Raw genomic sequence first — 12,928 nt, 5'->3', positions numbered from 1 at the left:
ATCCGCTCGCCGCGAATCCGTGTCTCGGGCAATGCAAGTCCGGGCGCGCCGGGCGACCCGGCCCGCCCGGGTCGGTCAGAGTTCGCAGTCGGTGACGGATCCGGCGACGGTGCCGAGGAGGAGCTGGCAGACGTCGGTGTCTGCTCCCCCGTCGAGGCTGCCGGTGTCGGTCTGAGCCTCCCCGGTAGGGAAGCCGATCCCGGCGGTGACGATGACCGTGTCGGTGCCGTTGCCACCGTTGATATTGCCGCAATCGCCCGCGCCGCCGGTACGCCGGGCTCGCAGCCAGCGCGGTCGATGCCGCGGCGAGCAGCAGCGCGGTGCGGCGATGAGCAGGCGGCGGGTTCGCGGTATGCGGGTCATGGGCGATGCTCCTTCAGCGTCGGACTTCGCCGACCGCTCGGCAAGCGGTCGGCGGCGTTCCAGATTCTTCCTTGATCGCCCACGATCCGTGGCGATCTCGTCACTTTTCGTCCGGAGGTCAGTCCTCGGTCTCGCAGTCCTCCGTCCACTCGAACTCTGTGCATGTGTCCAACTCGTACGGATGGCCCTTGTCGGAACACGTCCCACTCGTCGACTTCGACGTCCTCGTTGACCCTGTCGTCCTCGTCGGTCTCTGCCGGGCGGTTGTGCTCGCTGACCGGGAACAGCTGAGCCAGCCGCAGAGTGTCCTGTCTGTACGTTTCGTCGGCGGCGGTCAGATCCTGTTCGGACTTCGCTTCCGCCAGGTCGACGCCTTGCCCAGTCGGAGGCCGGCAGGCGCCACCGAATTCGCGCAAGGAGATCGCACTACCAGCGAAACACCTGCAACACAACAGATTACGGCTGCCGTGACAGGTGGTGTCACCGCCAGGTTCCCGCGGCGGCCGATCGGGCCCTGAAGCGCGCGACTAGGTCGTCCACGACCGCCGGGGGCCGTCCGCCGCGTCGGCGCAGGAGCCACATCGTGACCCGGGTCCGGTCGTCCTTGATGGGCCGCACGGTGATCAGGCCGCTGCGTTCGAGCGGATCGCCGTGGACCGAGTAGTCGGGGAGGATCGTCGCGCCCAGTCCCTCGGCGACGAGCATCTTGCCCATCTCGGCGCCGTCAACGCTGTGCCACGCGGTCGGCAGGCGGCCTTCGAAGAGCAGCAGGGCGAAGCGGTGCATGACGTATCCCGAGCGCATCCCGACGAACGGCTCGGCGCGCAGGTCCGCGGCGCTCACTTCGGCCTGCGAGGCGAGCTGATGGGCGCCGGGAAGGACCGCGACCGGGCGGCCTTCGCGGAGCACGGCGCCGTCGAGGCGGGTGGGCACCGCGAAGTCGTCGAGAGCGTTCACCAGACCCAGGTCCAGTGAGCCGTCGGCGAGTCCGGCCTCGATCTCGCCCTGCTGGAGTGCCCGGACCTCGACGCGCGCGCCGGTGCGGTCCCGGTGGAAGTCGCGGATCGCGGGCAGGAGCAGACTCGCCGTTCCGGCGTTGACGGTGCCGACGCGGATGGCGCTGCTCGCGGCGCCCGGGACGCCCGCGGCCGATTGGAGGCGATCGACCGCTTCCAACACGCCCATCATGTGCTCCAGGAGCTCCTTGCCGCGCAAGGTGATCCGAGCGCCCTCGCGGCGCCGCTCCAAGAGCGTCACCCCGAGTTCGCGCTCAAGCTTGCTGATCGCCTCGCTCAGGGCGGGCTGCGAGACGTGCAGGTGCTCGCTCGCGCGCCGCAGCGACCCGTACCGCGTCACCGCCGCGACGTACTCCAGTTGTTCGATGCGCATCCGTTGCCCGCCTTCGAGAGACCCATCGGCACCGCCGATCGGGGTATCGGCCGAACCGATGTTCGAGAGCTACTCCCCCGTTGCATTTCCTAGTAAGTTGATAGGAAAAGGTTACTACGAGGAAGGGCTCGAGCACAATGACGAAGGAAGCACCGGGGACCGCTCCCGACTGGTCGCAGCGACCGCAGACCGCCGACGCATGGGTGCGGCGCGCCCACGAGGTCGCGGCGCTGCTCGCCGAGGACGCGGTCGAACGCGACCGCGCCGGGCAGACCCCCTACGAAGAGGTCCAGCTGCTCAAGGACGCCGGCCTCGTCACGCTCCTCGCCCCCGCCGAATACGGCGGCGGCGGCCAGGACTGGACCACCGCCTACCGTGTCATCCGCGCCGTCGCCGCCGGAGACGGCTCCATCGGCCAGCTCATCGGCTACCACTATCTGTGGGCCTGGGCCGCGCGCCTGGTTGCCACCCCCGAGCAGATCGAGGCGGTCGAACGCCAAGCGGCCCAGGAGAACTGGTTCTTCGGCGGGGCCGTCAACCCGCGCGATGACGACCTGGTCATCCGCGAGGAGGACGGCGAACTCGTCTTCACCGGCAAGAAGACCTTCTCCACCGGAGGCAAGGTCTCCAACGTCACCGTCCTCGAAGGCATCCTGGAAGGCACCGACGACCACGTCTTCGCGATCGTCCCCACCGACCAGGACGGCATCACCTTCCCCGGCGACTGGGACAACCTCGGCCAGCGCCTCACCGAGAGCGGCTCGGCCCTCATCGAGGGCGTCCGCGTTCCCTGGGCCGCCGCGGCCGGGTACACGGAGACCGCAGACGGCGGCCACGAATTCGTCCCCCGCATCTACAACACCCTGAACGTCCCGCTCATCCAGCTGGTCTTCACCAACTTCTACCTCGGCATCGCCGAGGGCGCGCTCACCCGGGCCGCGGCGTACACGGTGGCCCACACCCGCGCCTGGCCGTATGCCGCCGACCGGAAGGACCGCGGCGTCGACGAGTTCTACGTCCAGGAGGCCTACGGCGACCTGCGTTCGAAGCTATGGGCCGCCGAAGCCCTCGCCGAGCGGGCCGCCGCGCAGATCGAGGCGATCAACGCCCACGCCGATTCGGTGACACCCGAGGAACGCGGCGAGGCCGCGGTGGTCATCGCCGCAGCGAAGCAGACCGCGATCGACGCGGGGCTGGAGATCGGCACCCGGATCTTCGAGGTCACCGGCGCCCGCGCCAGTGCGAACGCGGTCGGGCTCGACCTGTACTGGCGCAACATCCGCACCCACTCGCTCCACGACCCGGTGGCGCACAAGCGGGCCGAGGTCGGCCGCTACGCGCTCACGGGCGAGCTGCCCGCGCCCACCTGGTACACGTGACCGTCCATTCAGTCCAATCCCTTTGGAGGAGTCCATGAACGCATCGGCTTCCGAGCCGCTGAAATTCGCCTACTGGGTGCCCAACGTCAGCGGGGGCCTGGTGGTGAGCAAGATAGAGCAGCGCACCGACTGGGGGTACGACTACAACAAGCGGCTCGCCCGGCTCGCGGAGGACAACGGCTTCGAGTACGCGCTCTCGCAGGTCCGCTACATCGCCTCGTACGGGGCGGCATACCAGCACGAGTCCACCAGCTTCAGTCTCGCGCTGCTGCTGGCCACCGAGCGGCTCAAGGTGATCGCCGCGATCCATCCGGGACTGTGGCACCCGGGGGTGCTGGCGAAGTGGGTGGCCACCGCCGACCAGCTCTCGGGCGGGCGTGCCGCGGTCAACGTCGTCTCGGGCTGGTTCAAGGACGAGTTCACCAAGCTCGGCGAACCGTGGCTCGAACACGGTGAGCGCTACCGGCGCTCGGAGGAGTTCATCCGGTACGTCAAGGAGATCTGGACCTCCGAGCACGCCGAGTTCAGCGGCGACTTCTACCGGCTCCACGACTTCGACCTGAAGCCGAAGCCGGTCGCGGGCGAGGGCCGGGCGCACCCGGAGGTCTTCCAGGGCGGCAACTCGATCGACGCGCGCGGTATGGCCGGGCGGGTCTCGGACTGGTACTTCGCCAACGGGAACTCCCCCGAGGGCGTCGAGGCGCAGATCCGGGACGTCCGGGAGGTCGCGCAGGTCCACGGCCGCACGGTCCGCTTCGGCGTCAACGGGTTCCTCATCGCCCGCGACACCGAGGCCGAGGCGCGGGAGGTGCTGCGCGAGATCATCGACAAGGCCGACCGCGAGGCCGTCGCGGGCTTCGGGGCCGCCGTCAAACAGGCCGGCCAGTCCACAGGCGACAAGACCGGCATGTGGCAGGACTCGGAGTTCGCCGACCTCGTCCAGTACAACGACGGGTTCCGGACCGGTCTTATCGGCACGCCCGAGCAGATCGCCCACCGCATCATCGAGTACAAGCGCCGCGGCGTGAACCTGCTGCTGCTCGGGTTCCTCCACTACCTGGAGGACGTCGCGTACTTCGGGGAGCACGTGCTGCCGATCGTGCGCGAACTCGAAGCGGCAGAACGGGAGAAGGTGTCATGAGCGACCCCGCCTGTACGCAGGTGCCGGTGCTCGACGCCGCAGCGGCCATCGCCGCGGCGTCGAGCCTGGCCGGGGAGTTCGCCGCCGGAGCCGCCGAACGCGACGCCCGCCGCGCCCTCCCCTACGCCGAACTCGACCGCCTCGCCTCCTCAGGGCTCCTCGCGATCACCGTCCCCGCCGCCTACGGCGGCGCCGACCTCGACGCGGCCACCGTGACCGAGGTGTTCCGCCTGATCGCCCAAGGCGACCCGAACATCGCGCAGATCCCCCACAGCCACTTCGTGTACGTCAACCAGCTGCGCTGGCAGGGCGACCTCGACCAGCGGGCCCGGCTGTTCACCGAAGTGCTGCAAGGCAAACGGTTCGGGAACGCGCAGACCGAGTTCGGCACCAAGCACGTGCGGGATCACCGCACGGCGCTGACGCCGGACGGGCGCACCGGCGAGGGGGTGCGGCGCTGGCGTCTGAACGGCACGAAGTTCTACTGCACCGGGGCGCTGTTCGCCGACTGGATTCCCGTCCTCACCCACTTGGGCGTGGACGGGCCGATGCACGTGGCGTGGGTGCGCCGCGACGCCGAGGGCGTCGAGGTCGTGGACGACTGGGACGGGATCGGCCAGCGCACCACGGCGAGCGGCACCGTGCGGCTGCGGGAGGTCGCGGTGACCGACGAGTGGATCACCCCGTACGCGGCCACTTTCGAAGGGCCGCAGACGTACGGCGCGTTCGCGCAAGTGCTGCACGCGGCGATCGACGCCGGGATCGCCAGGGCCGCTTTGGAGGAGGCCGCCGAGTTCGTGCGGAACAAGAGCCGCCCGTACCCGGACGCGGGGGTCGAGCGCGCCGCCGACGATCCCCTCACGGTGCACGCCTTCGGGGAGATGGAACTGGCGCTGCGCGGGAACGAGGCGCTGCTCGCCGAGGCTGCACGCAAGGTGGACGCGGCCGACGCCGTGCTCGACGACGCCGAGCGGTACGAGGCCAGTGCGGCCGAGGCGAGCCTCGCCGTGGCCGCCGCCCGCGCCTCCAGCGCGCAGGTATCGGTCGCGATCGCGAGCCGGGTCTTCGAGGTCGCCGGGACGCGCAGCGCCCTGGCGGGCGTGGGCCTGGACCGGCACTGGCGCAACGCCCGCATCCACACCCTCCACGACCCGGCCGCATGGAAGGTCCAGCACCTGGGCCGGTGGGCCCTCGACGGCGCGCCCCCGCCCCGGCACGGCCAGCTGTAGGGAGCCGCCGTCGGGGCCTTCCGAACAACTCCCATAGACGCGACGAGAGGACTGCACACCATGAGCGCGTTGCAATTCCACTGGTTCCTGCCGACCAACGGCGGCGACGGCCGCCAGGTCGTCGACGGCGGACACGGGGTCGAAGCCGGGGACTCGTCCCGGCCGGCCTCCGTCTCCTACCTCGGGCAGGTCGCGCGGGCCGCCGAGGACAACGGGTTCGCCGCCGCGCTGACCCCCACAGGCGCGTGGTGCGAGGACGCATGGGTCACGACCGCGATGCTCAGCCAGGTGTCGGAGCGACTGAAGTTCCTGGTGGCCTTCCGGCCCGGGGTCGTCTCGCCGTACCTGGCCGCGCAAATGGCCGGGACTTTCCAGGAGCTGTCCGGCGGACGGCTGCTACTCAACGTGGTGACCGGCGGCGAATCGCACGAGCAGCGCATGTACGGCGACTTCGAGGACAAGGACGCGCGCTACGAGCGGTGCGGCGAGTTCCTGGAGATCGTGCGGCGCCTGTGGACCGGCGAGACCGTGGACTTCTCCGGCAAGCATCTGCGGGTGGAAGGCGCACGGCTCCAGCAGCTGCCCGACCCGCTTCCGGAGATCTACTTCGGAGGGTCGTCACCGGCGGCGGGGGCCGTGGCCGCCGAGCACGCCGACGTGTACCTGACCTGGGGCGAGCCGCCCGAGGCGGTCGCCGCGAAGATCGCGTGGATCAGGGAGCTGGCGGCCTCGACCGGGCGGGAGCGGCCGATCCGGTTCGGGCTGCGCGTCCACGTGATCAACCGCGACAGCGCCGCGGAGGCCTGGGCCGAGGCGGACCGGCTCCTCGCCGGGATCGACGAGGCGGCCATCGACCGCGTCCAGGCGGGCTTGCGGCGCAGCGAGTCCGAGGGCCAGCGCCGGATGCTCGCCCTCAACGGCGGCACCAAGCGGGACCTGGAGATCCACCCGAACCTGTGGGCGGGGGTCGGCCTGGTGCGCGGCGGGGCCGGGACCGCGCTGGTCGGCTCGCACACCGAAGTGGCCGATCTGATCGAGCAGTACCACCAGGTGGGGGTCGAGGAGTTCGTGCTCTCGGCCTACCCGCATCTGGAAGGGACGTACTGGTTCGGGGAAGGCGTCCTGCCCGAGCTGTCCCGGCGCGGCCTGTGGGAGCACCCTTCGCCGCGGCGCCGCAGACCCGCGGCGGTCCCGTTCACCGACTGACACAATTTGGAGACACCCCATGACCACTCCCTCGATGACGACCAACCAGGACCTGGACCCGCGGCGGCTGCGGGAAGCGTCGGGGTCTTCCCGACCGGCGTGGTGGCCGTGGCCGCCCGCGTGGACGGCCGGGTCACCGGCCTGGCGGCGAGTTCGTTCACCTCGGTGAGCCTGGAGCCGCCACTGGTGTCGTTCTCGGTCGCGACCACCTCGAAGACCTGGCCGGACCTGCGCCGCGCGACCCGACTGGGCCTGACCGTGCTCGCCGATCACCACGGCGGGGTGTGCCGCCAACTGGCCGGTGCGCCCGAGCGGCGCTTCGAAGGCCTTGCCCTGACCGTCAGCGAGGACGGCGCGGTGACGCTCGACGAGGGCCTGGCGCGCTTCGACTGCTCGATCTACCGAGAGGTCGAGGCGGGCGACCATGTGATCGTCCTGTTGCGACTGCACGCGGCGGAGCACGCCGACACCTCCGGCCCACTGGTGTTCCACCGCAGCGGATTCAGCCGTCTCGCCGAGCCGGCGTGACGGCACGTCGAAGCGTCGGAGATCCACGGCTCCATCCCCGTCTGGCCCGCCAGGGCGCCTGGGCCGGCCACACCAGTGCGCTGCCGGTTCGTGAAGGCACGCTGGTCCGTCTCGATGTCGACCGCCTCCCTTCACGACGGCGAGCCGAAGCCGTTGTGGCTGTGAACGATGAGCTCGTGCACGCAAGTGGACGCGACGAAATCCCCCAAGGCGCGCGCACAGCGTCACCATTGGTGCGAGTAGTGGGCGGCCTGAGCATTGCGGCGCGCAAGACACATCGTGTCTGCGCACCGGGTCAAAGGCGACCCGAATCGAGAGGGTGTAGCGCCCTCACGTCGTACTGGCCGGGTGCGGCCTGTCCGCGCAGGAGGCGGAGTCCGCCTTCGCGGCCATCCGCGCCTCATCGACCACCTCAATCGCCGTCTGGAACGGGACCGCTCGGCTCGCGAGCCCACCCCAGTGAGCCTGGCCGCAGCCCGCGACCTCGCTTCACGCCTCGCCTATGACGTCATCGCCGCATACGCACGGCACGGGTTCACCGTGCGAGACATGGAATTTGACCCGATCGAACAAGCCATATGGACGGCCTTGGCGCGCGGAGCAGGCAGCGCCACACGGAAGCGTGAGCGCGGCCCGCGTCAATCGTTCATGACTTTCCCAGCGCAGTAGCCAAGAGCAGTTGCGCCGATGCCTCCAGCCGCTCCAAGGCAGATCACACATCCGGTGCCGAGCGTGCCCATGCACGAAGCAGCGCAAATAGCGCCGAGCGTAGCTGCGGTCGAGGCCGATACGTTGCCGTGCTGGTTCAAGCAGCCCTCGAACTCGCCCCACCACGCTGGCATTTCCTCGACGTCAACGGCAGCGTTGAGGGTGCGCTCACCGTCTCGCCACACTTGGACCCACAGGCGCCCGTCCCGCTGGTCGACGAATGTTTCGACTGTGTCTGTGCGCCCGCCATCATGGTCGTAGAAGACCGCGAGGCTGGAGGCGTCACCATTGAACTTCGTCGCCGGGATGCCGATGAATGAACCTGCAGGCCACTCGTATGCGTTGGCGTGGCCCCAGTGAAGATCAGCTGCGTTGGTCGCTTTCAGAGCAATGGCGCCATCCTCAACGAGCGCCTTCGTGCGCTGTGTGAGTTCGTCCGCGTTGATGGCGTTCACCGGGCCGTCGTCGCCTTGTTCGCCTGCGCAACCCCGCTCGAGCGGTGTGAGTGGTGCGGCTGCGGCCGGACTCGTCGCCGTGACCGACAGGAGGAGTCCCACCGCGGCAGCGACCAGCAGGTGCCCATACAGTTTCATTCGTCGTCTCCTCGTGGCCGCGTCGCCACGAAGACGACAAGGTATGCGGAAGCGATCACGAACATCACCAAGGTGATCGTCGCGATCGTGTGCAGCCGTTCAGTCGGCGCGAGCCAGATACCTGCCAGCAAGGCCAGGTTGAGCAGGGCAAGGGCGACAGTGAACCGGCGACGAGAACGATTATCGAACTTCACACCGCACCTCCGAGCGTTTTGCCAGTTCCTCCTCTCATGATTCCTGACCTGGTACGCCGCCGCATGATGCACACGCTGGCAGGCGGAAGCACTGCGCGCTCACTAGCCGAGGAACGTAACTGCGCGCTACCGTTGCCACCCCCATCAGTCACGACCGCAGTGGCTCCAGGCACCTCGCACGGGAGGCGAGTGCTGATGCGATCCCCCAACGCACCACACCGAACGCGGCCCATCACATCGTCGAAAGTCCAGCGTTTCCGCAGACTGACAGTCAAGCAGCGCTATGCGGTTGTTGACGCTGTCGCTGCCGGCCAGTCGCTGCTGGCGGCCGCCGAACACGTCGGTGTCACCACCGCAACTGTCTACTGGCACTGTCACCAAGACCTCCAGTTCCGTGAACGGGTCTGGCGTGCACGAGGCACGGGCGATCCGCTTCGGCCGGGCATCCACAGTTCGAGTGTTCATCGGGAGTGGGGGTTCGCTGCGAGTGTAGTTGAGCGCACGAGCCGAGGGGACGGCCGTGAATTCCCAGATGGGTTGCAGCGCATCAGGTCATGAACCTGCGGCACCCGCACCTCTACTGGTGGTGGTACCCGAAGCCGCAGCCCTGCAAGCACTCGGGAATGAGACACAACTCTCCTCGGAGTGCGCGAAGTGTGGCTCCTTTAGCCTGAGCGCAGAAGGAAAGACCGCCGACACCGGGAGGATCGAGAGCGGTGGGCGAGGGCCAAGACGACGATCTACTGACCCGACTCGTTGGGGGCGAGCTGTACTCGGTGCAGTTCGTTCGCGACAACATGCAACTTCACTTCGAGAGCCTGGGAGAGGCGCCATACCTCACCTGCTACGTCATGCCAGAGATTCGGGGCTTGCAGAGCGAACGTGCGCAGGGGATCACGGAGAGCTCCCCAGGGTATGCCGACGCTCTCAGAGCCTTGATAGGTGAGGAAGTGCGAGCGGCCACCGCAGCGTCAGGTACCGGCCTGACTCTTCAGCTGCGGACCAGCACGATCATCGTGAACCCGGCCCCCACGCATCTTGTCGGCCCCGAAATCGCCATGCTTTCGGGATTCAGCGACCGCGCTTGGATGGTATGGCGACCAGGTGAGGACGATTTCGCCCATCTCGCATAGCTCAAGGATTGTGGCAACAGCTACCACTCGATAACGGGACAAGCTTTAGAACCGAGCACAGGCCCGCCCGCGGGTGCGGGCGGGCCCTTTATCGCAGGTGTCAGGTGAGGCGGCGTTCGCTCGGGAGCGTGGCCCGGGTGAAGACGACCGCGCCGAGGGCGGCGGTGAGCGGGACCGCGATCAGCATGATCGCGAAGCTCGCCCACGGGAGTTCCCAACCGTAGAGGGCCGCGAACGGGTACTGGAACTGGAGCGGCCGGTTCAGGGTCTCGCGGATGAGCGCGTAGCCGATGAACCCGGCCACCGTGCCGAGGCCGGCGCCGAAGACCGCGATGACGACCGTCTGCCACATGGCGAACCGCTTGCGCAGACTGGGCGCCGCACCGATCGCGCCGAGGGTGGACATGTCGCGCCGCTGCTCGGCGACGATGAGGCCGGTCGACACCGCCGTGGCGCCGAGGGCCACGAGCGCGCAGAGCCCGGTCACGGCGATCACGAAGTAGAACACGAACGGGTCGGTGTAATCGACCACCTCGAAGCTCGCACGCGCGGTGCCGTCCGCGAAGTCCTGGTTGAGGGAGGCAGCCAGCGATTCGAGGTCGGCGGAATCGGGTTCGGTCGAGGTCGACACCAGGTACTCCCGCTGCCACGGCGAGAGCTCCATGCCCATCGCCTCGGCCGCGGCCGGGCTCAGGAGCATCCCGTTGATCCCGAGCTGCCCCTTGTCGACGGCGATGGCGGGCAGTTCGAGGAACGTGTCCTGCGGTTCGGACGAACCGCCGTTCTCGTCCCAGATCGTGATCTGCTGCTGGAAGGCCACCTTGCCGTCGGTGACGGCCCATTCGTCGGCGACGATCACACCACCCCGTTCGAGGACATCGACGGCGCTGTCGAGTTCGGCGCCTTCGAGATCGGTGTAGGCGGCGACGACGGCGGGATCGGTCGTCCCGGCGACGTTGTCGACATAGGCCCATGCGGGATCCACGGTCTCGTCGCAGCGCGGGTCCTCGCGAGCGGCCTCGACGGCGGCCTGCTCGGCCTCCTCGGTCGAGATCTCGGCGCTCCAGAAGGGGCACCGGTTCTCCTCCGGGCGCACGGCGGTCCACTGGCAGTCGACGTCCTGGCCCGGCCCGGCGGTGACGACGCCGCAGCCGCCCCAGCCGGAGTACTCGGGGACGGGCGTCAGCTCGAGGTCGTCCAGGCGGGTCCGCAGCCGCGGCTCGACCTCCGCGAGGGCCGCGTCCCAGTCGACGGCGACGTCGCTGCCGCCGTTGTTGATGAGCGTCAACGTCATGGCCCCCTGAGGGAGGTCCCGGTCCTGCTCCTGCTCCGACCGGGCCTCGGTGGCGGCGGCGATCATCGAGAAGGCCATGCCCGCCGCGACGACGCCGAGTACCGCGGCGATCGCGGGGGCGGCCGAGCCGCGGTTGCGGCCGGCCTCTCGCAGCGCCATGCGCGGCGCAAGCGGCATCCACCGGCCGAGCTTCGCGGCCAGCGCGAGCAGCGCTGGGGTGCACGTGACCAGGCCGAGCTGGGCCAGGACGATCGCCGCGGCCATCAGCGGCAGGCTCCACAGTGCGATGCCGCCCAGACCGGAGGCGATGCCGGCGGCGACCATCGCGACGCCGACGACCATCCAACGCTTCGATCCGCTTCGCCTGCCGGCCCGCCCCATGAGCGCCGCGACGACGTTGACGCGGGAGGCGCTGATCGCGGCGGCGAGCGCGGAGAGCAGGCCCGTGGCGATCGCGACGGCCACGAGCGACGCCTGGAGCCCGGGCATGACCCGCAAACCCGCGATGCGGTAGCCGAGCACCCCCTCGAGCCACGGCGTGGCCGCGGCGACAATGCCGACGCCGACCGCGATCGCCGCCACGGCGGCGATGAGTCCGAACAGGACGCCGCCGGAGAGGACGACGCTGCGGATCTGGGCCGGGGTCGCGCCGTTGGCGCTCATGAGGGCGAACTCGCGGGTGCGCCGCTTCGCGCTGATCGCGAACGCGGGTCCGGCGAGGAGGACGACCTCCATGATCACGGCGACGACGATGAGGCCGTAGATCATGAGCTCGGCCTGGTCGATCGGCGCCGTCGACTGGACGAACTGCGGCGCGGGCGGCTCGTCCAAGAGCGACCCGGCCCAGACGGTCAAGCCCAGTTCGTTGAGCGCGAGGGCCTGGTCCTTGGTGAGCGTGTCGGGGGTGTCGACCAACCAGCCCAGGGGCTCGGGCTCGAACGAATCGGCGATCGCCATGGGTTCGTTGAGGTTCCACGGGATCTCGACGATGCCGCTCACAGGCATCTCGGTGGGGCCGTTCTCACCTTCCACGACCAGGTCGTCGCCGACGCCCAAGCCGAGGAGTTCCGCGGCGGCCTCGTTGAGCACGGTCTCGCCGTCGCCGGGCGCCGCGCCTTCGAGGAATTCGATGCCGGCGTTCGCATAGAGGTCGTCGCTCAGGTCGTAGCCGTAGCCCTGGACCGACGCGATGCCGTCGTCGGTCTCCGCTTGGAGGGCGATGCCGACGCCGCCTTGCGGGCTGTAGGGCGCGAGGCGGGTTCCGTCCGGGAGCGCCGCCAGGATCTCGGTGTCGGGCACGTCCCGTTCCGGGACTTCCTCGAATCCGGAGTCGCCCGGGACGTCGTAGGAGACCCACCGGTCGTCCCAGTTCAACTGCTCGATGGCCGCGCCGGGGATCGCGAACTCGATGTAGGCGTCGTTCGCGCCGAGGTATTGCTCGGCGGTCTCCTCTTTGGAGAGCTTCGCCGTGTCGTAGGCGGTCGCGCCGATGGCGACGGCGAGGAGCGGCAGGCCGAGGAGGGTGATGGAAAGGACTGAGCGTCCTTTGTAGCGCAGCGCTTCGCGGCGCGCGATCCTGAACGCCAGGCGTTGGTTCGCGAGCATCATCGAGTCCCTTCGAGCAGCGACTCGGCTTCAGTTGCGGGCGCGGAGGAGTCGACGATGCGTCCGTCCCGGAGGAACACCACCCGGTCGGCCCAGCCCGCGTGCCGCGCGTCGTGCGTGACCAGCAGCCCGGCCGCGCCCGCATCGCAGCGGCGGCGCAGCAGCT

9 protein-coding genes and 2 pseudogenes are annotated in these 12,928 nt (G+C 69.3%); 5 read left to right on the top strand and 6 right to left on the bottom strand.

Annotated elements, in window-relative coordinates:
• Positions 1–75 precede the first annotated feature (75 nt).
• Positions 76–363 carry a hypothetical protein gene (locus tag O2L01_RS21270; RefSeq protein ID WP_270124046.1) on the bottom strand — a complete coding sequence of 96 codons (288 nt, stop codon included), beginning with the start codon at positions 361–363 and terminating at the stop codon, positions 76–78.
• Between the two features lie 480 nt (positions 364–843).
• On the bottom strand, positions 844–1,752 hold the full coding sequence (locus O2L01_RS21265; RefSeq protein WP_270124045.1) for a LysR family transcriptional regulator: 909 nt from the start codon (positions 1,750–1,752) through the stop codon (positions 844–846).
• 137 nt (positions 1,753–1,889) lie between these two features.
• On the opposite strand from O2L01_RS21265, the gene O2L01_RS21260 reads away from it, so the two are divergent.
• The 5 genes and pseudogenes from O2L01_RS21260 to O2L01_RS21240 all read left to right on the top strand — a co-directional run bounded on the left by O2L01_RS21260 (position 1,890) and on the right by O2L01_RS21240 (position 7,235).
• On the top strand, positions 1,890–3,131 hold the full coding sequence (locus tag O2L01_RS21260; protein ID WP_270124044.1) for an acyl-CoA dehydrogenase family protein: 1,242 nt from the start codon (positions 1,890–1,892) through the stop codon (positions 3,129–3,131).
• A 34-nt stretch (positions 3,132–3,165) separates the two neighbouring features.
• Positions 3,166–4,272: a dimethylsulfone monooxygenase SfnG gene (sfnG, locus tag O2L01_RS21255; RefSeq protein WP_270124043.1), complete on the top strand. Its 1,107-nt coding sequence runs from the start codon at positions 3,166–3,168 to the stop codon at positions 4,270–4,272.
• Positions 4,269–5,501, top strand: coding sequence for an SfnB family sulfur acquisition oxidoreductase (locus O2L01_RS21250; protein WP_270124042.1), 1,233 nt, complete (start codon positions 4,269–4,271; stop codon positions 5,499–5,501). Before sfnG ends, O2L01_RS21250 begins: the two co-directional genes overlap by 4 nt.
• Positions 5,502–5,561: 60 nt before the next feature.
• A complete protein-coding gene (locus O2L01_RS21245) occupies positions 5,562–6,707 on the top strand; it encodes an LLM class flavin-dependent oxidoreductase (RefSeq protein WP_270124041.1) in 1,146 nt (381 codons plus the stop codon).
• A 19-nt stretch (positions 6,708–6,726) separates the two neighbouring features.
• A pseudogene (locus tag O2L01_RS21240) lies at positions 6,727–7,235 on the top strand (flavin reductase family protein).
• A 638-nt stretch (positions 7,236–7,873) separates the two neighbouring features.
• On the opposite strand, the gene O2L01_RS21235 reads toward O2L01_RS21240, so the two are convergent.
• The 4 genes and pseudogenes from O2L01_RS21235 to O2L01_RS25770 form a co-directional block, all read right to left on the bottom strand.
• Entirely contained in the window at positions 7,874–8,536 is a 663-nt protein-coding gene (locus O2L01_RS21235) for a hypothetical protein (protein ID WP_270124039.1), read from the bottom strand.
• A complete protein-coding gene (locus tag O2L01_RS21230; RefSeq protein WP_270124038.1) occupies positions 8,533–8,730 on the bottom strand; it encodes a hypothetical protein in 198 nt (65 codons plus the stop codon). Before O2L01_RS21230 ends, O2L01_RS21235 begins: the two co-directional genes overlap by 4 nt.
• Before the next feature lie 1,233 nt (positions 8,731–9,963).
• Positions 9,964–12,762 carry an FtsX-like permease family protein gene (locus O2L01_RS21225; RefSeq protein ID WP_270124037.1) on the bottom strand — a complete coding sequence of 933 codons (2,799 nt, stop codon included), beginning with the start codon at positions 12,760–12,762 and terminating at the stop codon, positions 9,964–9,966.
• Positions 12,762–12,928 (bottom strand): annotated as a pseudogene (locus O2L01_RS25770) (ABC transporter ATP-binding protein); the annotation flags it as partial. The gene O2L01_RS21225 and the pseudogene O2L01_RS25770, both read right to left, overlap by 1 nt.

It is taken from the genome of Glycomyces lechevalierae (assembly GCF_027622945.1).
GTDB classification, from domain to species: domain Bacteria; phylum Actinomycetota; class Actinomycetes; order Mycobacteriales; family Micromonosporaceae; genus Glycomyces; species Glycomyces rutgersensis.
This window is presented reverse-complemented; position numbering and strand designations above follow the sequence as displayed.

Bases quoted from the DNA above. Each gene is read 5' to 3' on its own strand.
- O2L01_RS21250 (WP_270124042.1), top strand. From the start codon at position 4,269: ATGAGCGACCCCGCCTGTACGCAGGTGCCGGTGCTCGACGCCGCAGCG.
- O2L01_RS21225 (WP_270124037.1), bottom strand. From the start codon at position 12,762: ATGCTCGCGAACCAACGCCTGGCGTTCAGGATCGCGCGCCGCGAAGCG.
- sfnG (WP_270124043.1), top strand. From the start codon at position 3,166: ATGAACGCATCGGCTTCCGAGCCGCTGAAATTCGCCTACTGGGTGCCC.
- O2L01_RS21260 (WP_270124044.1), top strand. From the start codon at position 1,890: ATGACGAAGGAAGCACCGGGGACCGCTCCCGACTGGTCGCAGCGACCG.
- O2L01_RS21265 (WP_270124045.1), bottom strand. From the start codon at position 1,752: ATGCGCATCGAACAACTGGAGTACGTCGCGGCGGTGACGCGGTACGGG.
- O2L01_RS21270 (WP_270124046.1), bottom strand. From the start codon at position 363: ATGACCCGCATACCGCGAACCCGCCGCCTGCTCATCGCCGCACCGCGC.
- O2L01_RS21235 (WP_270124039.1), bottom strand. From the start codon at position 8,536: ATGAAACTGTATGGGCACCTGCTGGTCGCTGCCGCGGTGGGACTCCTC.
- O2L01_RS21245 (WP_270124041.1), top strand. From the start codon at position 5,562: ATGAGCGCGTTGCAATTCCACTGGTTCCTGCCGACCAACGGCGGCGAC.